The 22,749-nt window shown below is 61.6% G+C and carries 23 protein-coding genes and 1 pseudogene; 14 read left to right on the plus strand and 10 right to left on the minus strand.

What is annotated here, in order from left to right; translation table 11 throughout:
• The first annotated feature begins 4 nt into the window (after positions 1-4).
• The gene (locus ACL0K2_RS11755) at positions 5-1,228 is read left to right on the plus strand and encodes an MFS transporter (RefSeq protein ID WP_413042704.1); all 1,224 of its coding nucleotides are present in this window, start codon (positions 5-7) and stop codon (positions 1,226-1,228) included.
• 18 nt (positions 1,229-1,246) lie between these two features.
• Here the strand turns inward: ACL0K2_RS11755 and ACL0K2_RS11760 are convergent, their stop codons facing one another.
• Together ACL0K2_RS11760 and ilvA are read right to left on the minus strand one after the other, a co-directional pair.
• Positions 1,247-1,687, minus strand: coding sequence for a DUF2269 family protein (locus ACL0K2_RS11760; protein WP_045160314.1), 441 nt, complete (start codon positions 1,685-1,687; stop codon positions 1,247-1,249).
• Between the two features lie 72 nt (positions 1,688-1,759).
• The gene (ilvA, locus tag ACL0K2_RS11765; RefSeq protein WP_045160313.1) at positions 1,760-3,274 is read right to left on the minus strand and encodes a threonine ammonia-lyase, biosynthetic; all 1,515 of its coding nucleotides are present in this window, start codon (positions 3,272-3,274) and stop codon (positions 1,760-1,762) included.
• Between the two features lie 172 nt (positions 3,275-3,446).
• On the opposite strand from ilvA, the gene rpiA reads away from it, so the two are divergent.
• The gene (gene rpiA / locus ACL0K2_RS11770; protein WP_413042705.1) at positions 3,447-4,121 is read left to right on the plus strand and encodes a ribose-5-phosphate isomerase RpiA; all 675 of its coding nucleotides are present in this window, start codon (positions 3,447-3,449) and stop codon (positions 4,119-4,121) included.
• Between the two features lie 15 nt (positions 4,122-4,136).
• Here the strand turns inward: rpiA and ACL0K2_RS11775 are convergent, their stop codons facing one another.
• The 4 genes from ACL0K2_RS11775 to ACL0K2_RS11790 all read right to left on the minus strand — a co-directional run bounded on the left by ACL0K2_RS11775 (position 4,137) and on the right by ACL0K2_RS11790 (position 8,324).
• Complete coding sequence (locus ACL0K2_RS11775; protein ID WP_413042706.1) at positions 4,137-5,045, minus strand: SdiA-regulated domain-containing protein; 909 nt, start codon at positions 5,043-5,045, stop codon at positions 4,137-4,139.
• 103 nt (positions 5,046-5,148) lie between these two features.
• Positions 5,149-6,060, minus strand: coding sequence for an SdiA-regulated domain-containing protein (locus ACL0K2_RS11780; RefSeq protein WP_045160310.1), 912 nt, complete (start codon positions 6,058-6,060; stop codon positions 5,149-5,151).
• Between the two features lie 104 nt (positions 6,061-6,164).
• Complete coding sequence (locus ACL0K2_RS11785) at positions 6,165-6,830, minus strand: fumarylacetoacetate hydrolase family protein (protein ID WP_045160309.1); 666 nt, start codon at positions 6,828-6,830, stop codon at positions 6,165-6,167.
• Between the two features lie 87 nt (positions 6,831-6,917).
• Complete coding sequence (locus ACL0K2_RS11790) at positions 6,918-8,324, minus strand: FAD-binding oxidoreductase (RefSeq protein WP_239610048.1); 1,407 nt, start codon at positions 8,322-8,324, stop codon at positions 6,918-6,920.
• Positions 8,325-8,522: 198 nt separating this feature from the next.
• Between ACL0K2_RS11790 and serA the strand changes: the two genes are divergently transcribed.
• Complete coding sequence (serA, locus tag ACL0K2_RS11795; protein ID WP_413042707.1) at positions 8,523-9,752, plus strand: phosphoglycerate dehydrogenase; 1,230 nt, start codon at positions 8,523-8,525, stop codon at positions 9,750-9,752.
• Positions 9,753-9,814: 62 nt separating this feature from the next.
• Here serA and ACL0K2_RS11800 read toward each other — a convergent pair whose 3' ends face one another.
• The 3 genes and pseudogenes from ACL0K2_RS11800 to ACL0K2_RS11810 form a co-directional block, all read right to left on the minus strand.
• Entirely contained in the window at positions 9,815-10,108 is a 294-nt protein-coding gene (locus ACL0K2_RS11800) for a hypothetical protein (RefSeq protein ID WP_413042708.1), read from the minus strand.
• A gap of 128 nt (positions 10,109-10,236) precedes the next feature.
• Positions 10,237-10,551, minus strand: coding sequence for a hypothetical protein (locus ACL0K2_RS11805; RefSeq protein ID WP_413042709.1), 315 nt, complete (start codon positions 10,549-10,551; stop codon positions 10,237-10,239).
• Positions 10,552-10,754: 203 nt separating this feature from the next.
• A pseudogene (locus ACL0K2_RS11810) lies at positions 10,755-12,454 on the minus strand (OPT/YSL family transporter).
• Positions 12,455-12,655: 201 nt separating this feature from the next.
• On the opposite strand from ACL0K2_RS11810, the gene ACL0K2_RS11815 reads away from it, so the two are divergent.
• The 5 genes from ACL0K2_RS11815 (at position 12,656) to csgH (ending at position 15,744) form a co-directional block, all read left to right on the plus strand.
• The gene (locus ACL0K2_RS11815) at positions 12,656-13,318 is read left to right on the plus strand and encodes a helix-turn-helix transcriptional regulator (protein ID WP_196298626.1); all 663 of its coding nucleotides are present in this window, start codon (positions 12,656-12,658) and stop codon (positions 13,316-13,318) included.
• Positions 13,306-13,722 (plus strand): curli production assembly/transport protein CsgE, encoded by a 417-nt coding sequence (locus ACL0K2_RS11820; RefSeq protein WP_045160304.1) that lies wholly within the window; start codon positions 13,306-13,308, stop codon positions 13,720-13,722. Before ACL0K2_RS11815 ends, ACL0K2_RS11820 begins: the two co-directional genes overlap by 13 nt.
• Positions 13,723-13,839: 117 nt before the next feature.
• Positions 13,840-14,325: a curli production assembly protein CsgB gene (locus ACL0K2_RS11825; protein WP_413042710.1), complete on the plus strand. Its 486-nt coding sequence runs from the start codon at positions 13,840-13,842 to the stop codon at positions 14,323-14,325.
• 16 nt (positions 14,326-14,341) lie between these two features.
• Positions 14,342-15,274, plus strand: a complete 933-nt coding sequence (locus ACL0K2_RS11830; protein ID WP_045160301.1) for a hypothetical protein — start codon at positions 14,342-14,344, stop codon at positions 15,272-15,274.
• 32 nt (positions 15,275-15,306) lie between these two features.
• A complete protein-coding gene (csgH, locus tag ACL0K2_RS11835; protein WP_045160300.1) occupies positions 15,307-15,744 on the plus strand; it encodes a curli-like amyloid fiber formation chaperone CsgH in 438 nt (145 codons plus the stop codon).
• On the opposite strand, the gene ACL0K2_RS11840 is transcribed toward csgH, so the two are convergent.
• Positions 15,730-16,881 (minus strand): acyltransferase family protein, encoded by a 1,152-nt coding sequence (locus ACL0K2_RS11840; protein ID WP_413042711.1) that lies wholly within the window; start codon positions 16,879-16,881, stop codon positions 15,730-15,732. The two genes, csgH and ACL0K2_RS11840, sit on opposite strands and share 15 nt — an antisense overlap.
• Positions 16,882-17,575: 694 nt before the next feature.
• Between ACL0K2_RS11840 and ACL0K2_RS11845 the strand changes: the two genes are divergently transcribed.
• From ACL0K2_RS11845 to ACL0K2_RS11870, 6 genes are all read left to right on the plus strand, one after another.
• Positions 17,576-18,586, plus strand: coding sequence for an SDR family oxidoreductase (locus tag ACL0K2_RS11845; RefSeq protein WP_413042712.1), 1,011 nt, complete (start codon positions 17,576-17,578; stop codon positions 18,584-18,586).
• Positions 18,587-18,723: 137 nt separating this feature from the next.
• Positions 18,724-19,326, plus strand: a complete 603-nt coding sequence (locus ACL0K2_RS11850) for an outer membrane protein (protein WP_413042713.1) — start codon at positions 18,724-18,726, stop codon at positions 19,324-19,326.
• A gap of 70 nt (positions 19,327-19,396) precedes the next feature.
• Entirely contained in the window at positions 19,397-20,074 is a 678-nt protein-coding gene (locus ACL0K2_RS11855) for a response regulator (protein ID WP_045160296.1), read from the plus strand.
• Positions 20,071-21,468, plus strand: a complete 1,398-nt coding sequence (locus ACL0K2_RS11860) for an ATP-binding protein (protein WP_045160295.1) — start codon at positions 20,071-20,073, stop codon at positions 21,466-21,468. The genes ACL0K2_RS11855 and ACL0K2_RS11860 overlap by 4 nt, the downstream gene beginning before the upstream one ends.
• A 79-nt stretch (positions 21,469-21,547) precedes the next feature.
• Positions 21,548-21,991 (plus strand): ketosteroid isomerase-related protein, encoded by a 444-nt coding sequence (locus ACL0K2_RS11865; RefSeq protein ID WP_045160294.1) that lies wholly within the window; start codon positions 21,548-21,550, stop codon positions 21,989-21,991.
• Between the two features lie 326 nt (positions 21,992-22,317).
• Positions 22,318-22,671 (plus strand): hypothetical protein, encoded by a 354-nt coding sequence (locus ACL0K2_RS11870; protein ID WP_045160293.1) that lies wholly within the window; start codon positions 22,318-22,320, stop codon positions 22,669-22,671.
• Positions 22,672-22,749 lie beyond the last annotated feature (78 nt).

The following is a 22,749-nucleotide window of genomic DNA, read 5'->3' on the forward strand; positions in this document are numbered from 1 at the left end:
CTCCATGATCGGCTCAGACACAAGGAAACCGGGCATGCAGCCCGTGGTGATGGTGTCGCTGGCCACGGCTCTCAGCCTGCTGGGCGACTCGATGCTCTACATCGCTCTGCCCCTGCACTGGCAGGAAGCAGGGCTGGACTCGTTGTGGCAGGTCGGCGCGCTGCTGGCGATCAATCGCCTGGTTCGTCTGCCGATCAATCCGCTGATCGGGCTGCTCTACCAGCGAATCTCGTTGCGTACCGGCCTACTGCTCGCCGTTCTGCTCGGCGCCATCAGCACCTGCGGCTACGGTTGGGCCCAGGGTTTCGTCGCCTGGCTACTGTTACGCGCACTCTGGGGCGTCGCCTGGTCGTTGTTTCGCATCGGCGGGCTCACCGCCGTGGTGCGCTGCGCCGAACCTTGCGGTCAGGGTCATGCGATCGGGCTATACAACGGCCTGTATCGTCTGGGCAGCCTGTTCGGCATGCTGCTGGGCGGCTTGCTGGTGGCGTTCATCGGGCTGCCGGCCCTGGCCTGGGCCTTTGGCCTGCTGTCATTGCTGGGGCTGCCGCTGCTGCTGTTCGGCTTTAACCTGCCCGCCGCGGTCGATGTGCAGCCACGGACGACCGAGACATCCGGCAGCCGCTTCGGCAGCCGCGGGCGTAGTTGGCCGGTGATGTTCACCGGACTCGTGATCGCCCTGCTCATACAAGGCATCTTCGCCTCGACGCTGAGCGCGCTGATCGGCCATTACCAAGGCGTGGAACTGGAACTGTTCGGCCTGCTGCTCAGCGCCACCGCGGCGGCCGGCGTTCTGCAAGCGCTGCGCTGGGCCTGGGAGCCCTGGCTGGCTCGCCGGATAGGACGCTGGTCGGACATGCCGCAGCGACGCCTGCCGTTGCTGGTCGGCGCCCTTCTGTTGGGAGCAGCCAGCTTCGCGCCGATGGCACTGAGCCTGCCACTGTCCCTATGGTTGCTGGTGGCGCTACTGGCCTTGCTGGCCGCTACGGCGTTGACCACGCTCGGCGATGCGCTCGCCGCCGAGACCGCCAGCCGCCTCGATGCGGTGCGGTTCATGACCCGCTATTCCATCGGCCAGGACCTCGGTGCCGCCTGCGGTCCACTACTGGCGTACATTCTGTTCAGCCTGACCGGCGGCTTTGGCTGGCTCTACGCAAGCGGCAGCCTGCTGTTCGCCTTGCTCGCGGGGTATTGGTGGTATCGCTCGACTACCGGAGAGGCTGCCTGATCGCCCTGCGTCCCCGGATCAGACAGGCTTGGCGCCCATCAGCCCCATGATCGCGACGAGTATCAGCAGAATCAGCCCGGCGTAGACCAGCGCGAAGCGCGGCAGCTTGACCGGTGCCGGTGTATCACCCAGGCCTTGCCAGGCACGCAAACGTCCTCCGAGCAGCAACGCGAGGGGCACCATGATCAGGAACAGGATCGAGCTGGCCAGCAGCCAGAGCTGCCCAAGTGGGAAACCGGCGAGATGCACCAGCCACCAGCCCGTCAGCGGCAGCAGCAGCGCCAGGGCCGCCAACAGGGGCAGGGAAAACAGCCGCGTGCGTCGCAGCTTCTGCTGCAGCACGGCTGTATCGGCGCGGCGCCAGGCCTTCCACAGCATGGCGATGTGGGCGATCAGCCCGAGTGTCAGGAGAATCGCCAGCGCGGCGTGGGCGATATTCAACAGCTGATAGTGTTCCATTGTTCTCGCCAGTGCTCTGTTCGGTTAGTGGGTCGGCGCCTGTCTGGCTCCAGCGGCTACAGCCACACGGCGCTAGCCGAGGAACAGCTGGTAGGCCGGATTGTCCGTCTCGTCCCAGTAGCGATAGCCGATCTTGTCCAGCGCGGCCGGTAGCAGATGACGCTCCTCGGCCGGCACCTGCAAGCCGGCGACCACGCGACCGTCGGCCGCGCCATGGTTGCGGTAATGGAACATCGAGATGTTCCAGCGCCCGCCCAGGTTGTTGAGGAAGTTGAACAGCGCCCCCGGCCGCTCCGGGAATTCGAAGCGAAACACCACTTCGTCACTGACGCCGGACGCATGCCCGCCGACCATATGACGGGTATGCAGCTTGGCCAGTTCATTGTCGGTGAGGTCGAGTACCGGAAACCCCTTGGCCAGCAGGCCTTCGACCAAGGCTGCACGCGGATCGTTTTCCGGATGCGTCTGCACGCCGACGAAGATATGCGCCTCGCGATTCTGGTGGTAACGGTAGTTGAACTCGGTGATCTGACGCTTGCCCAGCGCCTCGCAGAAGGCCTTGAAACTCCCCGGCTGCTCGGGGATGGTCACGGCAATGATCGCCTCGCGCTTCTCGCCCAGCTCGGCGCGTTCGGCGACATGACGCAGGCGGTCGAAATTGACGTTGGCGCCCGAATCGATGCCCACCAATACCTGATTCGCCACACCGTCACGTTCGACGTAGCGCTTGATCCCGGCCACCGCCAGCGCGCCGGCCGGCTCGGTGATCGAGCGGGTGTCATCGTAGATGTCCTTGATCGCCGCGCAGATCTCGTCGGTGCTGACAGTGATCACCTCATCGACATGGTGTCGGCAGATATCGAAGGTGTGCTGACCGATCTGCGCCACGGCCACGCCGTCGGCGAACAGTCCCACCTGCGGCAGCACCACGCGTTCGCCGGCCGCCATGGCCTGTTGCAGGCAATTGGAATCGTCCGGTTCGACACCGATGACCTTGACCTCCGGGCGCAGGTATTTGATGTACGCGGCCACGCCCGCGATCAGGCCGCCGCCGCCCACCGGCACGAACACCGCATCGAGCCGGCCCTGGTGCTGACGGAGGATTTCCATCGCCACCGTGCCCTGCCCGGCGATCACGTGTGGATCGTCGTACGGGTGGATGTAGACGTAGCCTTTTTCTTCGACCAACTTCAGCGAATAGGCGAGCGCCTCGGGAAAGGCATCGCCCTGCAGCACGACCTTTCCGCCGCGGGCGCGTACGCCCTGCACCTTAAGCTCCGGCGTGGTGCGCGGCATGACGATGGTGGCCTTGATGCCCAGTTCGCGAGCCGCCAGCGCCAGGCCCTGGGCATGGTTGCCGGCCGAGGCGGTCACCACGCCACGCGCCAGCTCCTCGGGCGACAGCTGCGCCAGCTTGTTGTAGGCGCCGCGAATCTTGAACGAGAACACCGGCTGCAGATCCTCGCGCTTGAGCAGAATCTGATTGCCGAGTCGCTCGGAAAGCTGGCGCGCGGGCTGCAAGGGGGTTTCCACCGCGACGTCATAGACGCGCGAGGTGAGGATCTTCTTGACGTACTGTTCGAGCATCGTGGGCTATCTTGGCGGGCTTTGCGGGGCCATCGAGTCTACTCTGCGGAAAACCCGACGACCACCGGCAATCAGGACACAAAATACAGGTACAGCTCACTGCACAAGACCCGTCGTCGCGGCCCCGCTATAATTTCGCACCTCGATTCCTCTCCGCCCGGACCCTTACGCCATGACCCAGGACCAACTCAAGCAGGCCGTCGCCCAGGCCGCCGTCGACCTCATCGTCCCGCAGCTCAATGACCGCAGCATTGTCGGCGTCGGCACCGGCTCCACCGCCAACTACTTCATCGACCAGTTGGCCAAGCACAAGGGCGTCTTCGACGGCGCGGTGGCCAGTTCCGACGCCACGGCCGAACGCCTCAAAGGCCACGGCATTCCGGTGTATGACCTGAACACGGTGTCCGAGCTGGAGTTCTATGTCGATGGGGCCGACGAAACCAACAGCCATCTGGAGCTTATCAAGGGTGGTGGCGCGGCGCTGACCCGGGAGAAGATCGTCGCGGCAGTGGCCAAGACCTTCATCTGCATCGCCGATGGCAGCAAGCTGGTCGATCGCCTCGGCGCCTTCCCACTGCCGGTGGAAGTCATTCCCATGGCGCGCAGCCATGTCGCTCGCGAGCTGGTCAAGCTGGGCGGCGATCCGGTCTATCGCGAAGGCGTGGTGACCGACAACGGCAACATCATCCTCGACGTGCATAACCTGATGATCGGCTTCGCCCCGGATCTCGAAGCGCAGATCAACAACATCGTCGGCGTGGTCACCAACGGCCTGTTCGCGGCGCGCCCCGCCGATATTCTGCTACTCGGCACCAAGGATGGCGTACAGACGCTGAAGGCAGAGTAAGCAGGGGCAGCACGGCTAATCGCCCTTGCGGAACACGTAGAACAGATTCGGTTCGCTCACCAGATACAAGGTGCCGTCAGGCCCCATGGCAATGCCCTCGGCCTGCGGCACGTGCTTTTCAAGCCCGTGCTCGCCGGCCCTCAGCGACAGTGTGCTGATGGGTTTGCCGCGAGTATCCAGCTCGACGATCAAGCGCGACTCGTCCGACAGCGCCAGCAGGTGACCGGTCTGCTCGTCGTATTGCAGGCTGGAAAGGTCACGTACGAACAAACCGGCATCGCGCTCGGGATCCTCGCTGACGTGCACGGCCAGTGGCTGGCCATTTTCGGCATAGGGAAAGCCCTGGATCTCGTAGATGCGTACCGGGTCGCGCTCCTTGGCGACGAACAGCCGATTGCCGGCGACGTCATAAGCCAATCCCTCAAAGCCCTTGTTGCCGTTCTGCTCGATAGCGAGCGAAAACTGCTGGCTGGCCGCCGCGTCGATCCGCTCGGTGCGCTCGTCAACCTCCACGCGCAACAGGCGCTGCAGTCGCTCGTCACTGATTACATAGACGCCACGGGAGATATATTCGATCGCCTCCGGATCGCCGAATCCCGTCAGCGGAATGGCTCGCAACAGTTCCCCCTGAAGGCTGAGTTCGAGTAACTGTGGCGTGCCGTTCGTGATGGCGATCAGGCTGTCGCGGTCGGGATCGAAGGTCAGCGCCGACAGGTCGTCAGCGATACCCTCGACCTGCCGGGCCTGGATGACCGCCCGGTAGTCGGGGAGCCACAGTGAAGCCGCTTGGCGCGCATCGGCGTGGTACCACTGAGCAAGGTTGAACCAGGCACGCTCGAACGACTGGTAATGCAGGCCAGCCGCGATGACTACTAGCAGAGCGAGGCTGGCCAGCGCAGCCAGTATCTTGGAAGTACGACGCATGGAGCCACTCAGTAGCCGGAAGGGAAACGCGATTATCCACCGCCTCGCTTACCCGAAACTTAACGGGCGAAGCGAAACGCCATGAGCACACGGCGCGCCGGTGTCACCGCCGGCGGCTGAAGACGTAGAAGCGATTCGGCTCGCCAACGACGTAGATATCGCCGCGTTCGTCCATAGCTACACCCTCGGCTTGGTCAATGCCGTCCACCAGCCCGTTGAGCCCGCCGAACAGACTGATGAAGCTGCGTGGCCGGCCCTGCAGATCGAGCTCGACCAGCAGTCGCGACTCGTCAGACAGCATCAGCGTATGCCCGGTGCGTGGATCGACAGCCACCGATGAGATGTCGCGCACCAACAATGGCTGATCCGGCAGCGACTTCAGGGCTCCGGCGAGCCCACCGTCATCCGGTATCGACAGCTCGAACAGACCCTGTGGGTCGCGCTCCTTGGATAGGAGCAGGCGCCGGGTGCGCGGGTTCCATGCCAGCCCCTCGAAGCCCTTGTTGCCGGCGCCCTCGAAGCCCAGGTCATAGCTGGCTATATCCGCGAGATTGACGCTCTCTACGTCCAGGGGCAATCGGAACACCGCGACCAGCCGCCGACGCTCATCGACGATGGCCATGCGTCCATCGTCCAGCGCCTCGACCGCTTCGGGATCGGAGAAGCCGATTAACCGAACACGCCGAAGCACCACGCCACCGGGGGAGAACTCGATCAGCTGCGGGTTCCGCCCCGTTACGGTAAACAGAGTGCCTGTCGCAGGGTTCCAGGTCAGCCCCGAGGTCTGGTCGTCGTCCAGCCCCACCAGTGTCGTCTCCAGGACCAGCTCGTAGTCTGGCAACCAGATGCTGGCCGCGCGCTGTTTGGCATTCACCGACTGCTCTTGCCAGTAGAGTTCCAGCTGATTGTCCCAATGCAACAGCGCACCCGCTATCGCGGCGGCGGCGACGCAGAAAGCAAGCAGGGTATAGAGAAACCAGTGCAGACGTGGACGACGAGAAGGCTTGGCTGACATGGAAGGCTGATCCGAAGCGAGGCACGGATTACAGCACGGGGATCAGACGGGCGATACTGGCAAAACGCAGCCGGAGGGGTGTTGCACCCATCCGGCCAGACGGTTCAGAGCACGCGGCTTTCGAAACGCGACAGCCCGACCAGCTCCAGCGTCAGTTGGTCACCCTGACCAAGCGGGCCTACGCCAGCGGGCGTGCCGGTCAACACCACGTCGCCCGGCTGCAGGTTGAAATGACCGGCGATGTGCTGCAGCAGCGGAAGAATGGCATTGAGCATCTGACTGCTGTTACCGTCCTGGCGCACCTCACCGTTGATCGTCAGACGAATGCCGATATCAGTCAGGTCGCTTACCGCATCCCCTGGCACGAAGGGCGCCAACACACAGGCGCCGTCGAAGCTCTTGGCAATTTCCCACGGATGACCCTTTTCCTTCAGCTTGGCCTGCACGTCACGCAAGGTCAGGTCCAGCGCCGGGGCGAAGCCGGAGATCGCATCGCGTACTTCTTCCTCGTTCGGCTTTCGCGACAGCGGCTTGCCGATCAGCACCGCGATCTCCGCCTCGTAATGCACCGCACCACGATCGCTCGGAACGCTGAAGCCGCCTTCCAGCGGCACCGTGCAGCTGCCGGCCTTGATGAACAGAAGCGGCTCGGTCGGCACCGGATTGTTCAATTCCTTGGCATGCTCGGCATAGTTGCGGCCGATGCAGACCACCTTGCCCAGCGGGTAATGAATCGGTGTGCCGTCGGTGTATTGATGCTTGTAGTTCATTGCGGATTCCTCAGGGAGCAGCAAGCTGGAAGCGAATGGCCAAGCGCAGGCTTCAGGCTTCAGGCTTCAGGCTTCAGGCTTCAGGCTTCAGGCTTCAGGCTTCAGGCTGAAAATTTTGCCCGGGTTCATGATGCCATTCGGGTCGAATGCCGCCTTGATCGCCTTCATGTAGCCGATCTCCGCCTCGGAGCGACTGTAGGTCAGGTAATCGCGCTTGGTCATGCCGACACCGTGTTCAGCGGAGATCGAGCCGTTGTATTTCTCGACTGTCTCGAACACCCATTTGTTGACCGCTGCGCACTTGTCGAAGAACTCTTCCTTGGCCAACGCCTCGGGCTTGAGAATGTTCAGGTGCAGGTTGCCGTCGCCGATGTGGCCGTACCAGAGCACCTCGAAATCAGGATAGTTGCGGGTGACGATGGCATCGATGTCAGCAAGGAAGGCCGGCACCTTTGAAACGGTCACGGAGATGTCGTTCTTGTAGGGCGTCCAGTGCGAGATGGTCTCGGAGATGTACTCGCGCAGCTTCCACAGGTTTTGCAGTTGCTGCTCGCTCTGACTCATCACGCCATCAACCACCCAGCCTTCGTTGACACAGTGCTCGAAGGTCGCCAGCGCCTGTTCGGCACGCTCCTCGGTGGTCGCTTCGAATTCCAGCAGCGCATAGAACGGCGTGCGCGTCTCGAACGGCGCCGGGATGTCGCCACGGCCGAGAATCTTGTCCAGGCATTTGTCGGAGAAGAACTCGAAGGCGGTCAGGTCCAGCTTGTCCTGGAAGGCATGTAGCACCGGCATGATCGATTCGAAGTCAGGCGTGCCCAGCACCATGGCGGTGAGGTTGGTCGGCTGACGCTCCAGGCGCATGGTCGCCTCGACCACGAAACCCAGCGTGCCTTCGGCGCCGATGAACAGCTGACGCAGGTCGTAGCCGGTGGCGTTCTTGATCAGGTCCTTGTTCAGCTCGAGCAGATCGCCCTTGCCGGTGACGACCTTCAGCCCGGCCACCCAGTTGCGGGTCATGCCGTAGCGAATCACCTTGATCCCGCCGGCATTGGTGCCGATGTTACCGCCGATCTGGCTCGAACCGGACGAGGCGAAATCCACCGGGTAGTAGAGGCCCTTGTCTTCGGCGAACTGCTGCAGCTGAGCGGTGATCACACCCGGCTGACAAACGACGGTGCGGTCCATCTCGTCGAAGGCGAGGATCTGGTTCATGTAATCGAAGGAGACCACCACCTCGCCACTAGCGGCGACCGCCGCGGCGGAGAGGCCGGTACGCCCGCCGGAGGGCACCAGGGCGACCTGGCGCTCGTTGGCCCAACGCACGATAGCCTGTACCTGCTCGACCGTTTTCGGAAATACGATAGCCGAGGGTGCCGGAGCGAATTGCTTGGTCCAGTCCTTGCCATAGGTATTCAGCGAATCGGCATCGGTCAGCACCTTGCCGGGCTCGACCAGGGTCTTCAGCTCGTCGATCAGGGCGGGATCGGTCATCTTGGGAACTCTCATTCGATTCATGGTCATCCTGAGTACGCTTCAGTTCAGGACATAGGGTGTTTCGAGGGGCCCGTATGCTAGCATACGCACCCTTTTGAAACGTGCCTCGGCAGACTCCCGACACCGCTGATACCGGGTCGGCCAGCCTTCGCTGGACACTTCGTCCTACCCTTCGGCCTTAAGGTTTAAATGCAGATGAGCCAGACCTCACTCGACAAGAGCAAGATCAAGTTCCTTCTTCTCGAAGGCGTTCACCAGAACGCTGTCGACACCCTCAAGGCCGCCGGCTACTCCAACATCGAGTACCTCAAGACCGCGCTGACCGATGCGGAGCTGAAGGAGAAGATCGCCGACGCCCATTTCATCGGCATCCGGTCGCGCACCCAGCTCACCGAGGGAGTCTTCGATGCCGCCAAGAAGCTGATCGCCGTCGGCTGTTTCTGCATCGGCACCAACCAGGTCGACCTCAACGCCGCCCGCGAGCGCGGTATCGCGGTGTTCAACGCGCCCTATTCCAATACCCGTTCGGTGGCCGAGCTGGTGCTCGCCGAAGCTATTCTGCTGCTGCGCGGCATCCCGGAGAAGAGCGCCTCCTGCCACCGCGGGGGCTGGATCAAGTCCGCCGCCAACTCCTTCGAGATTCGCGGCAAAAAGCTGGGCATTATCGGTTACGGCTCCATCGGCACCCAGCTGTCGGTACTGGCCGAAAGCCTCGGCATGCAGGTCTATTTCTATGACGTGGTGACCAAGCTGCCGCTGGGCAACGCCACGCAGATCGGCTCGCTGTACGAACTGCTGGGCATGTGCGACATCGTCTCCCTGCACGTGCCGGAACTGCCGTCTACCCAGTGGATGATCGGTGAGAAGGAAATCCGCGCGATGAAAAAGGGCGGCATCCTGATCAACGCCGCCCGCGGCACTGTGGTCGAGCTGGATCACCTGGCCGCAGCGATCAAGGACGAACACCTCATCGGCGCCGCGATCGACGTGTTCCCGGTCGAGCCGAAGTCCAACGAAGAAGAGTTCGAAAGCCCACTGCGTGGCCTGGATCGCGTGATCCTGACCCCGCACATCGGCGGCTCAACGGCCGAAGCACAGGCCAACATCGGCCTGGAAGTCGCCGAAAAGCTGGTCAAGTACAGCGACAACGGCACCTCGGTGTCCTCGGTCAACTTCCCGGAGGTGGCCCTGCCGTCGCACCCGGGCAAGCATCGCCTGCTGCACATCCACGAGAACATCCCCGGCGTGATGAGCGAAATCAACAAGGTGTTCGCCGACAACGGCATCAACATCTGCGGCCAGTTCCTGCAAACCAACGAGCGCGTCGGCTACGTGGTGATCGACGTCGATGCGGAATATTCGGATCTGGCCCTGGAAAAGCTCCAGCAAGTCAACGGCACCATCCGCAGCCGCGTCTTGTTCTAAGCGGAACGCCAACGGAAAAAGGGAGGCTTCGGCCTCCCTTTTTATTACCAGCTGTTCTGCTATCAGCTGGCTGGCGCAGATTTGGTGCCGGCACCAGTGCCGCGGGGTTCGGGCCGTTCCGAGGGGGACCGACGCTCGATGGGCTCCACCGGTGGCATTGCGGGCGGCGCATCGAGAGTCGGCGGGCGTGGCTGGCTCGGGGTGTCGTCCTGAGGCTCGATGACATCCTGTCGCGGCTCGCGATTGTCCAACGGATGCTCGCGGCTTTTTTCCGGCAGGGTCGGGCCGGTGCCGGTTGCCAACACGGCAGATGCCAATACCAGGCCCGCAACCAAGATCGGAAGACGCAGATCCATGGCTCACCTCCTGAAAATAAGGCAGCTTGGGCGCCTCGCGTCAGTGGAACAGGTCGCCAGTCATCAGCGCTGCCTGAAAGCGAAAAAGCCCCGACCAGTGGCCGGGGCTTTGATCTAGCTGCACCGCATCAGTTGCCCGTGCCACCAGAGCTGCCAGTGCCGGAACCAGTTCCCGTACCGGTTGCACTGTTTCCAGTACCCGTGGTGTTGCCCACGCTGGTACCGGTGCCAGTGCCGGGCCCTGCTTCGGCTCCGGACTCGGTGGTAGTACCTGCACCGGTCGTCATGCCCGAGCGGTTGGTGTCGTCGGTGGTTTTGCCATCCATCGACTCCTGCATGGTTTCGCTGCTGGTGGCACCGTCGTTGTCAGCTGTGCCCGCTGCGAAGACACCCGTGGACATCAGACCCGCCAGAGTTAAAGCAGCTATTTTTGACATTTGCATGTTCGCTCTCCTCATTCCATGGGTTACATCTATTCGAGCATCCGGCTACCGCAGGGGTTGCATCGGAGGCCATGGAATTTCTGCCTCGACCGGTCCAAACGGCCGTGTCAGCTGCCCTCAGCACGCCTACCGTTCGTCGTCAAATTACGGCCACGACCGCTCGTCGCCCCCAATATCGCCTTGGAGAACCCTCCACGCTCGCTTCAGCGCAGCAGTTGCCACAACGAAATGCCCACGCCAGCCATGCTTTCTCCAGCAACCAGCCCGGCTGCGGCCACGATCACGAATCGTTCGGCGAGGCTGCCCCAACGCGCGGCGAACAGCCAAGCCAATAGCGAGCCGAACGCCATCATCAGCGAAATCGACGCGGGGATGATGAAGGCCAGCCCCAGCGCCGCGGAACTCGGCAACCAACGCAGCCTTGAGATGGGCAACAGCCCTTCCAGTGCTCCGAGCACGGAACCGATCAGCGCGCCGACCGCCATCGCCCAGCGTATGTCGGTGCCGATCGAGTCCATTCCGGCGGTAAGGGTTTCGGCCACGGCCTTCCAGGTAGCTACCGCAGGCGCGGGCCATTCGGTGGTGATCAACATCGCCTGTGGATCAGGGATCAGCAGCTGGTAGACGGTTACCCCGACCAGACTGCCAACCAGAATCCCCAAGCATTGCGCAACGGCCTGGCGCGACGGCGCCGCGCCGATGGCATGGCCTACCTTGAAGTCGTTGAGCAGATCTGTGCACTGCCCTGCCGCACCGCCAGCAGTGTTGGCACTCATCAGATTGATTGCCACCTGGCCGGGCGCATCACACCAAAGCTCAGTTGCGACAACTGACCGATGGCGCCGATCGGAGGAATGCCTGTGCTCCCCACTACCCGCGCCGCCACCATGGCCAGCAGGACGGCCAGCGGAATGGACAATGCCGCCATCAGCAAATGGATATCGAACAGCATGATTTGCATGGCTACCACCAACAGCGCGGCTGATGCCAGGCCAAGCAGTGGCACTTTATCGGGTCGAGTCAGCTTCACTCGCCGTGTCGAATCTTCCCGGTGCGCTTGCAGCGTGCGCAAGCCAAGCGATGTCAAAGTAGCGCACACCATCAGGCTCACACCCGGCCAGAGCAACCATTCGATCAACAACGCGAACTGTGGGCCGCTGGCATTCGCCGGCATCGCCACCAGTCCTTCGGCGATCAACCAGGGCGAGAGCATTCCCCAGGCCAATACGGAGCCGAGCAACAGCGATAACCCGACCCGCAGCCCGATGATCCCCCCGAAGCCCAGCAGCAGCAGTGATGGCTCGAGGCTGAACGTCAACCGCTCCAGCTGGGGTCCCGGTGCCCAGCGCGGCAACGACCACAGCAGGCTGTCGACCAGTTTGCTCACCGCCGCCAGCAATGCGGCGACACTGAGCACCAGCAGACGTCTCGTCGCTTCGGCGCCGTGGCTATAGATCTGCTGCATGGTCGCCAACGTTGCCATCCCCTCGGGGAACCGCAAACCACCTTCAACGATCAGCGATGGCCGTAGATACCAGGCCACCCAGATGCCAAGGAAGCTCACCGAGAACACCCAGGCCATCAACGGCAACGTGTCCAGTTGCTGACCGGTGATCATCGTGTAAGCGGGTATCGGCGCCACCAGCCCGCTGGAGATGATCGAGGCCGCGGACGAAGCGGCGGTCTGGTTGATATTACTCTCCTGCAGCGACCAGGCCGGTCGCCGCATGGCTCGCGCCAGGCTCTGCCAGAAGGCGAAGCCGATCAGCAACGCGATGATCGACATGTTGAAAGACCAGCCGATCTTGAGTCCCGAATAGACGTTCGATGGTGTCAGCAGGGCGCCGAGCAGCAGGCCCGTAAGCAATGCACGGAGAGTCAGTTCGCGTGGGGTTTCGCTCATGCCGGCTCCATCGAATGGGTGATTGACTCACCTTAGCCCATCCAGTCCCCCCGACCGCCTAAACAACCACTCGTCGGTTTGTCTTCGCGCCAGCGCAGATCGACCCTCAATCGCAGCGTAAACGCTGAACTTCATCATTTTACGTCGGTCGTTTAGTAACTTTTCTACGCGGTATAACGGCACCCAAACCAAGGATTGAACATGGACGAAGCGGATCTCACCCACCAGGAACGTAACCGGCCCACCGTCACCCTGCTTACCGGCAACGAACTGCTGGGGCTTTTTTTCAAACATTTTCTTGGCGAACAGGCTCAGTTGGACGTGGCGCTGGCCGGGCTCGAAAAGACCGCCAGAGAGACCACCGATCTCTATCTGGTCGACGCGGGCAATAGCCAGACCGAGCAACTCTCGGCGCTGCTCGATCGGCTCGATGAGCAGACGCCCGTAGCGCTGGTGAATATCGCACCCGAACAGGCCGAGCACCTGGTGGACAAGCACCCCGGCATTCGCGGTGTGTTCTACAGCCATGCTACCCGCGAACATCTGCTCGATGGCATTCAGGTACTGCTCGATGGTGGCGACTGGTTGCCACGAGTACTGACCGAGCGCCTGCTCGGTCAATGGCGGCGCATGCGCCAGCTGGCCGGTAGCAAACCGTCGCTGACCCTACGCGAGCGCGAGATTCTCAGCCTCGCCGGCAAGGGACTATCCAACGCGGAAATTGCCGAGCAGCTGTGCCTGAGTCCGCACACTATCAAGAGCCATATTCACAACCTGCTGCGCAAGATCGGCGCCTCCAACCGTGCCGAAGCGGCCTTCCTGCTGCGCGGCAGGCTGGACTGGTCCGAGTCGTGCCACGCCTGACGCTCGGCCTGCTCCTGTGCCTGCTGCTCAGCCCGCTACAGGCGCAGGAGGAGGAGCCGCAGGAACAGGCGGAAGCCGAGGCGGAGCTGAGCGGCCTGATTATCGATAACACGATCACCCGCTTCGGCCATGACTTTCACCGTTACCTGAGCTTCCAGCTGCAAGACGCCAGTGAGCTCGAAAACGACCTGGTGATTCGTGAACGCCCCTCGGCGCGCTGGGGCAGCCTGGTCTGGGTGGAGTACGGCCAGCGCACCGTTTATCGCCGATTCCTGCAGCCCAACGTTGCGGAGATCGAGTCGATCGCCGAGCAGGCGGCACAACTCGTGTTGGAAGAGATCAACCGCAGCAAACTGCAGAATCTGCTCCAAGACACGTTCGACATGGATCGCGATGAACTCTGAACTGACAGAAGGATTAATCCGTCCCACTCATCGCGCAACGGCTGCTTTGAACCGTTCGATGGATGTTCACCGCTTCGTGTTCAGTCAAGAATCCGAGCAATCTTTCGAGGTGCCCGCATGGATCGTTTAGCCTTGTTTCGCCGCGGCTTGCTTGCCGCCCTGCTGCTTACTGGCCACGCCTCGCTTCATGCAGCCGACCTGCTGGACAATGGCGATCTCGCCGAGGGCTCGCTCAGCCTGGAAAACCCGGCAGCACTTACGCTTCAGCTGCCCGCCGGCCAGGCCGCCCAAGTACTGCAGCAAGGCAACGACAATCTGGCCGATCTCAGGCAGATCGGCGGACACCAACTGGCCAGCATTGTCCAACAGGGCAGCGATCAGCAGGCCTTCATTCTTCAGCAAGGCGAAAACCAGCTCGCCAGCATCCTCCAGATCGGCCAGGGCAACCTGGCCGACATCACCCAGATCGGCAGCGACAACCAAGCCGCAATCGCCCAAGTCGGTTCCAACAACAACGCCAGCATCGAACAAGTGGGCAGTGGCCTGAGCAGCAGCGTCATTCAATACGGAAGCGGTCAGCAGATTCAGATCGTCCAACACTAGAACAAAGGGAATTTCCATGCGCAGCCGCCTGCCACTCGTTGCACTCGCCCTCCTGCTGGCTGCTACCAGCGAACTCCATGCTGACAACAGCGCACATATCGATCAGACCGGCACGGATAACTCCGCCATCGTCGATCAGACCGGTTCGCTCAACGAAGCGCTGATCAGGCAGAACGGCACGAGCAATACCGGCACGATCTACCAGCTCGAGGCCGGCGAGTCGAACCAAGCCGCTATCGTGCAGCTCGGCAGCGACAACGATGCGTCCATCTATCAGGGGCCTGAAAGTCACTTCGCCAGTGCCAGCGTGTATCAGCAAGGCACAGGTAACCGCGCCGAGGTCGAGCAAACCTGGTATGCCAACGAGCTGCAGATCAGCAGCATCGGCGACGGTAATTACGTATCCGGCGTCCAACAAGGATTCGCTCAGGCCGAAGCGCGTCAGATCGGTAACGACAATTCGGTGACATTTACCCAAGACGGCATCTACCACGGCACCCAGCTGGCCGTTTACCAGGTCGGTGACGAAAACCGGGCTACCATCGACCAGGGCGACGCTGGCCACCTGACACTCGCCCAAAATGGCAATCGGAACAGTGCGCAGATCAGCCAGAACACGCTGTTCGGCGAGGTCATGTTCAATCAGGCGGGCGACGATAACCTGCTGGTCATCGAACAAAGCGGGCGAGGCCATGATTTCAGGGGTTCAACGACCGGGAATGGCAATAGCGTCGAACTGGTGCAATGGTTCGATGGCAACCAGGCAAGCGTCGTACAGAACGGCGACGGCAACCTGGCCGATGTCCGCCAACTGGCCGAATACAACGAAGCCCGCGTCAGCCAGATCGGGACGGCGAACGAGGCGGCAATCATTCAGAGCGCCGCGGGCATGCACGCCGTGATCCAGCAGTCGGGCAGCGGCAACCAAGCCACCATCGTTCAGCAATAAGCCGCATTGGCTGAACCGCGGGTCGTCCATCCATGCTTACGCTCACCCTGGCGACCTTGATGCTCACAGCCGCCGCGCCGGTCCAGGCGCATCTGGAGCTGAGCCCTGACGACGATCGGCTTCGGTTGCGATTGTGCTTCAGCAGCTCGGAACCCCGCCCACTCACCTACCATCTCGAAGTGCGTACTAGCGGGCGTGCCGGTACCAGCCGCAGCCGCCAATCAGGCGAGCTTGTCAGCGGACCCGTGGCGCAATGTCCACTGAATAATCGTCTCGGTTTATCAGACGATAGTCGAATCGAGGCGACGCTGACCTGGTCCGTCGATGGCGAAGAACAGCCACCGCTGCACCAGGCCTACCCATCGACTCAACCGACCGGCCCGGCACCTCCTGAACCGGCCCCGACGCCGATCGAACAACCGCAGGCACCTGACGAATTGTTCGTCGACACCGACTCACGCCTGCGATAGCCGCAGCGACTCGTTGCGCGTGAGACGGCGTCCGACCTCGATGCCCTTCAACTCGACGTAGTGGTACGTCAAGGTCGATACCGCCAGCACCATCGCCAACTCCAGCAGCGTCAGCAAATCATCAATTAGCAGGCTACCCGAACTGATATATCGCATGATCTGGTCGCTGTCCGGTTGATGCAGGATGACCGTGTAGTCTGCTCCGGTGAGTTTGGACAACACCACCGCGGCGCTGGTGAAGGCAAAGATTACCGCCGCGTGGGTCAGGTAGATGGAAAAGGACAACTCTCCCAGGCGGGCGAAACCACGCCGCTGCAGCAATTGCGACACCGCGCCGCGCTCATGGGCAAATACCAGCACCACCAGGCAGAACAGCAAACTGGCGATGATGCCCTGATGCGGTGCCTCGTGGGTGAGCGTGCGGTATACAAGCAGCAGGCAGAGCAACTCAAGCACGCTGAAGAATAGCCGGTCGTCCAGACGACTGATCGCCGGCTCCAGACGTCGATAGAGCCGATAGGTCAGGGCGCCGGCGAAGAAGCACGAAGCGCCACGCCAGATGAATGGCTTGATCACATCCAGCTCGACATACAGGGCCGCGAAGGACACCAGCGTGGCCAACGCCAGTATCTGCCCGCAGTAACGTGGAGCGCACAACAGCACCAAGCCCAGCAGCATGTACAGGTAGTATTCGATGCTGATGCTCCACGCTGGGGTATTGAACGAGAGGCTATTGAAATTGCTGATCCAGCTTTGCAGCAGCAAGGCATTGGGCAGGATTTCGCTCGGGGCGGTCTTGCCGCTGAACGCCGGGTCGTTGAACGAGAATCCATGGTGCTCGGCCCAGAGCTTGCCGAACTCCAAGCCAATGAAGACGACCAGCATCAGGAGATGCAGCGGATACAGGCGGAATGTCCGGCTGATGACGAAGCGTTTCAGCATCGGTGGGTCGAACTCGCGGGTACCGTACGCATGGAACATGACGAAACCACTGAGCACGAAGAAGAACTCGACGAATAAATCAGCGTGCCGAAAGAAGCTGAGCTCGGAGAAGCTCAGCAGAATCTGGGTATGGAACAACACCACCGCAACGGCACAAACACCACGAAAGCTATCCAATGCGACAAAGCGCTTCATTCCTTCACCTTTCTCGACGTCGAGACATACCGCTGCACTATGCTTGTGCAGGCTTCCTAGCCAACGAAATAAACGCCGGAAACTTCCGAGCCAGACTGAGATCAATTGGCCATCAAAAGAGTTCCGGGTTTTCGATAGCGAGCTGCGGATTTTCCGAAAGGCTCAGGCTGGACGCCGGCACGGTTTACCCGTACGGTCCATAACCGGTTCTTACATCATGCGCGCCCATGGCGACCGCAATGATCAAAGCTATCGCCGCTATGCCAATGGCTACGAACCCTCGATAGATGTCTGGCTGCGCTGGATGCCGCGCCTCAAGCCCCTCGCTTGGTTCGGCAGGCTAGTGGTGGGCTGCTCGTGATCAGCTGAGCCTGGATGTCGAACGCGACGAGTCCGCGATCGTTATCAGCCTTAATGCCATCGAGCCCATCGACGGCATCAGCTTGCAACTGCCGACGGAGGCGAAGGTCCGCAACGTCCATCAGATCGGCAGCCTGCTCGAAGGCAATCGAATGATCAAACATCTGCCAGCAGGGACCACCATCCGCCTCGATTGAACGTCTGCTCGCACAGCGAGCGCTTAGCACGGCGATCGTTATGGTTGCCGCTGCCATCCATCGCTTGCCCGGAACCGGAAGCGGCGATATGGCTTCTACCGAGCCAACCCACATCACCGCTATCCGAGGAGATCCCGATGCGCATTGCTCTCAAACCCGTGCACGAACAAGTCATCGTCATTACCGGAGCCTCGAGCGGGATCGGCTTGGCCACCGCCCGCCTCGCCGTCGAGCAAGGTGCCCGCGTCGTGCTGGTCGCACGCAACGAAATGACCTTGGCGGATATCGAGCGCGACCTCAATGCGAGCGACCGCGTGTTGCACGTGATGGCCGATGTGGGTGATCGCACGCAGCTCGAACGCGTCGCCAGCGAGACCATTGCCCGTTTTGGCGGTTTCGACACCTGGATCAACAACGCCGGCAGCTCGGTCTGGGGACGCTTCGACGAGGTCAGCGACGCCGATCACCAGCAGGTCATGCAGACCAACTTCTGGGGCACCCACTACGGCTCCTCGATCGCGGTGAAGCATCTGCGCGACAAGGGCGGTGCGCTGATCAACATCGGCAGTGTCGAGTCCGCCAATGCTCTGCCGTTTCATAGCAGTTATAGCGCCAGCAAGCACGCGATCAAGGCCATGACAGACGTGTTGCGGGTCGAGCTGCAGAAATCCGGCACACCGATATCTGTGACCCTGGTTCGGCCCTCCTCCACAGATACGATGTTCATCGATCACTCGAAGAATTACCTCCCCAGCGCCCCGGTCTTTCCACCGCCGGTCTATGCGCCAGAGGTGGTTGCCCGGGCGATTCTGCATGCAGCCGAGCACCCGCAACGCGACGTCTATATCGGCAATGCCAAATTGTTGTCGAGGCTGGCCCAGAATGCGCCGCGACTGGCCGACTGGGTCAACCGCACCTTCGTTTACGACGCCCTTCAGAGCGACCGCCCGGACCGCCACCGCGACGGCGCGCTGTACGCCGGCGACGTCGGTCGAGCGGGTGACGGCAAGGCCAGCGGAGACTATCCCGGCAGAGTGCTGACGCGCAGCCTCTATACCCGCGCCACGCAACACCCGGTGGCAACCACGGCGGCCGTGGCGGTAGGCGCCGCCGCATTGGTCGCCTTGCTAGGGCGCCGCAGCCGCTGATCAATTGGACGGCGCCGCGCCCGCTGCGCCGTTTTTCTCGGTCGTTCAGCTCAGGTTCAGCCAGGGTTCAGGCGCGGTTCAGGGGGTCGCAAGCAGGATGGATACGTGACTTATCCATGCCTGCAAAGGAGCGACACATGAACAAACTGCATACCCTGGCCATCGCCACCAGCCTGAGCCTGTTCACCCTTGGCGCCCACGCCGCCGATAACTTCGCCGGTCTCACCTGGGGCGAGAGCACGGTCAATGTCGACCGTTCCAGCACTTTGAAACAGAACATGGGCCCGGATCGCTTCGATGACATCATCAAGAACAGCGGCACCTGGGGTGTCCGTGCCGGTCAGATGACCGACGAAGCGCGCTACTATGCCACCTACGAAAACGTCTCCGACGACTACGGCAGCTCGCTCAAGCTGCGCCAGCAGAACCTGATCGGCAGCTACGACCTGTTTCTGCCGGTAGGCGATACCACCCGCCTGTTCGGCGGTGCCAGTGCCGGTGTGACCAAGCTTGAGAACGAGTCCAGCGGTTACCGCCGCGACAGCGACATCGGTTACCTGGTCGGCTTGCAAGCCGGCGTGCTGCAGCAGGTCGGTAGTAACGCGTCAATCGAGGCCGGCTACCGCTACCTGCGCAGCAATGCCGGCACCGAGGTGTCCGAGCGTGGCGTTGGCAAGGTCGGGTCGATCGATGTGCACAGCAGCAAGCAGGCCTACCTCGGCGTGAATTATCACTTCTAAGCCGCACGGTTTGCCTCAAGAAGAGCCACGGCCGGGATCGTCCCGGCCGTTTTCATGACGGGAGTAATCAATGAAAGTGCTGGTGGTGGAAGACGAGGCGCTGCTGCGCCACCACCTACTGACTCGCCTGAGCGAAAGCGGCCATATCGTCGATGCGGTGGCCAATGCCGAAGAGGCGCTGTATCAGACCCGCGAATACAACCATGATCTGGCGATAGTTGATCTCGGGCTGCCTGATATCAGCGGGTTAGACCTGATCCGGCAGCTGCGAAGCAATGGTGAGCGCTTCCCCATCCTCATCCTCACCGCGCGCGGCAACTGGCAGGACAAGGTCGAAGGACTCGCCGCCGGCGCCGACGATTACGTGGTCAAACCCTTCCAGTTCGAGGAGCTCGAGGCACGGCTCAACGCGCTGCTGCGTCGCTCGTCCGGCTTTACCCAGGCCAGCATCGAGGCTGGCCCGCTGAGGCTCGACCTCAACCGCAAGCAGGCGCTGGTCAACGACGAGCCGCTGGCACTGACCGCCTTCGAGTACCGCATTCTTGAATACCTGATGCGCCACCAGCAGCAGGTAGTCGCGAAAGAGCGACTGATGGAGCAGCTCTACCCGGACGACAACGAGCGCGATGCCAATGTCATCGAAGTGCTGGTCGGTCGTTTGCGCCGCAAGCTGGAAGCCCACGGCGGACTGAAACCGATCGATACCGTGCGCGGACTGGGTTATCTGTTTACCGAGCGCTGCCGGTGAGTCGGCGCTGGCGCCGCTGGCGGGTGTTGGCGCGTACCTCCCGTCGAGGCAGCCTGTCGCTGCGCCTGCGGCTCATGCTCGGCGCCACCTGCTTGGCCATTCTGTTCATGCTGGCCCTGCTTCCGGTGTTGCAAGCGGCATTTAGCCTCGCCTTCGAACGCGTCATCGAGGAGCGTCTGGCTGCCGATGCCAATACCCTGATTACCGCATCGCACCTGGAGAATGGACGTTTGGTGATGCCCGATCGGCTGCCGGACGAGGAATTCAACCTGCCGAACGCCAAGCTGCTCGGTTACATCTTCGACCCGCAAGGCAAGCGGCTCTGGCAGTCGCGCTCGGCCGAGGACGAAAGCATCGACTACCAGCCGCGCCCGGGCGGCGACCTCACGGAGTTCAAACGGGTACGAGACGCCGATGGCCTCGAGTACTTCGTCTACGACGTCGAGCTGCGATTGACCGATGAGCCGCGCCAGGCGTTCAGCTTCGTCACCATGCAGCCCACCAGCGAATACCGCAGCCTGTTCGAGGAATTCCGCCAACAGCTCTATCTGTGGCTGGGCGGCGGCTTACTGGTGTTGCTGACGCTGCTCTGGCTGGGCCTGACCTGGGGCTTCCGTTCGTTGAGGCGACTGAGCCACGAATTGGATCAGGTCGAGTCCGGCCGGCTGGACAGACTCAGCGAACAGCATCCAAAAGAATTGCTGCGTCTGACCCGGTCACTGAACAGACTGCTCGTCGGCGAGCGCCGCCAGCGTGAGCAGTACCGCAACTCGCTCGGCGATCTGGCGCACAGCCTGAAAACCCCGCTGACCGTGCTGCAGAGCGTGGGCGAGGTGATGAGCGCGCAGCCGGGCAATCGCGAGCAAGCCCGCGTCATGCATGCGCAGATCGAGCGAATGAGCCAACAGATCGGCTATCAGCTGCAACGTGCGAGCCTGGGCCAGAGCGGCCTGGTGCGTCACCGAGTCCCTCTGCATCCGCTGCTGGTACGGCTGTGCGGCACGCTGGACAAGGTCTACCAGGACAAGCGGGTGCAGATCGACCTGCAGCTGCCGCAGGATGCGACCCTACCGCTGGAGCAGGGTGCATTGATGGAACTGCTCGGCAATCTGCTCGAAAACGCCTACCGCCTCTGCCTGTATCAGGTGCGCGTCAGCTTGAAGCAGGACGCTGATCGGCTGTGGCTGAGCATCGAAGACGACGGCCCAGGCGTGCCGGTCGATCAACGCGCACGTATCCTGCGTCGCGGCGAACGTCTGGATGCCCAGCACCCCGGTCAGGGTATCGGCCTGGCGGTGGTCAAGGACATTCTCGACAGCTATGGCGGTGAGCTCCGGCTCGACGATTCCAGCCTGGGCGGCGCTGCGTTCAGGCTTAGTCTGCCTATCGACTGATTTGCCGAAGCGCATGCGGTGGCTGCCCGTCGCCAGTGGCTGCTACAGTAGAACCACCGCCGCGCAACGGATGATCGAAATGTCATTGAGCGACAATAAAAAGCTGGTTCGCAAACACATCGAGCTGTCCTGGAACCGCGGCCACATGGCCCTCGCCGAGCAGTTCCACAGCAAGGACTTTCTCTACAAGAGCTCGTTCGTTGGCCATCCCCTGAGCAGCGCCGAGTTCGCCGCGATGATCATGCAGATCCGCACCGCCATGCCCGATCTCGAAGTGGTGATAGAGGACTGCATCGCCGAGGACGACAAAGTGGTCACCTGGAGCACGCTGATCGGCACCATCGAGAATCCAGCCCTGGGATATCCGCCCAGCGACAAGGTCTTGAGCATCTCGGCCATGGCGTTCTGGACCCTGACACCGAGCGGGCAGATTCGCGACATCTGCACCATGTTCGACATGGAAAGCTTCCGCTCTCAGCTCGGACTGCCGACACGCACCTACGCTGAAAAAGCCCTGCCCTGACTGACACGGTCAGCCACAACCCGACGCTTTATCCCCTTCGTGGCAGTCTTCGCCTCGGTTTCGCGATCCGCTTCCGGTTCGCATGCATAGCCGCTATAAACCTCTCTCGCCTAATTAAAAGAAACGTACACAGCGCAATTATCAGTTAATTCGGCCACTCGTTTAACTATCGCCTCGATCGATTTATATAATTAGCCGAATCGATATATATAAAGATCAATCGACTTATCACGACTGTCGATGTTCACTATTGATACGCTCGCGTTTGCCCATGTAGTTCTCGCCCGTAGCATAGGCCCGTACCTAGCTCCTACCGAGGACAACTTATGAAAACGTTACTTGCAAGTTTGATTCTGGCGAGCGCCGCCTCCACCGCCTTCGCTGTTCCGCCGAGCCATCCGCAACCCCTGCTGGGTGAAGCTCATGACAGCGACACCGTGCGCCAGCATGTTGAGAGCGATCGCACGTTGGTGGAAAACGGCTCCGAACGCACGCCGCTAAGGCAACAACTGGCAGAAGATGGCTTTGATCTTACCCCACTTGGTGAACAGCTTGCCGAGGACGGTTTCGATCTGACTCCACACGCCGATCGATTGGCGGACGATGGTTTCGACCGTACGCCGCTGGGTCAGCTGCTTGCAGAAGATGGCAGTGACCGAACCCACTTGGGACGGACATGAAACAAACGATTCACTCAAGGCGCCGTTGGCGCCTTTTTTATTGCGGATGCGTTATTAACATTTTGAAACGCATAATTA

It is taken from the genome of Pseudomonas sp. YJ42 (assembly GCF_047225135.1).
Classification (GTDB): domain Bacteria; phylum Pseudomonadota; class Gammaproteobacteria; order Pseudomonadales; family Pseudomonadaceae; genus Stutzerimonas; species Stutzerimonas stutzeri_E.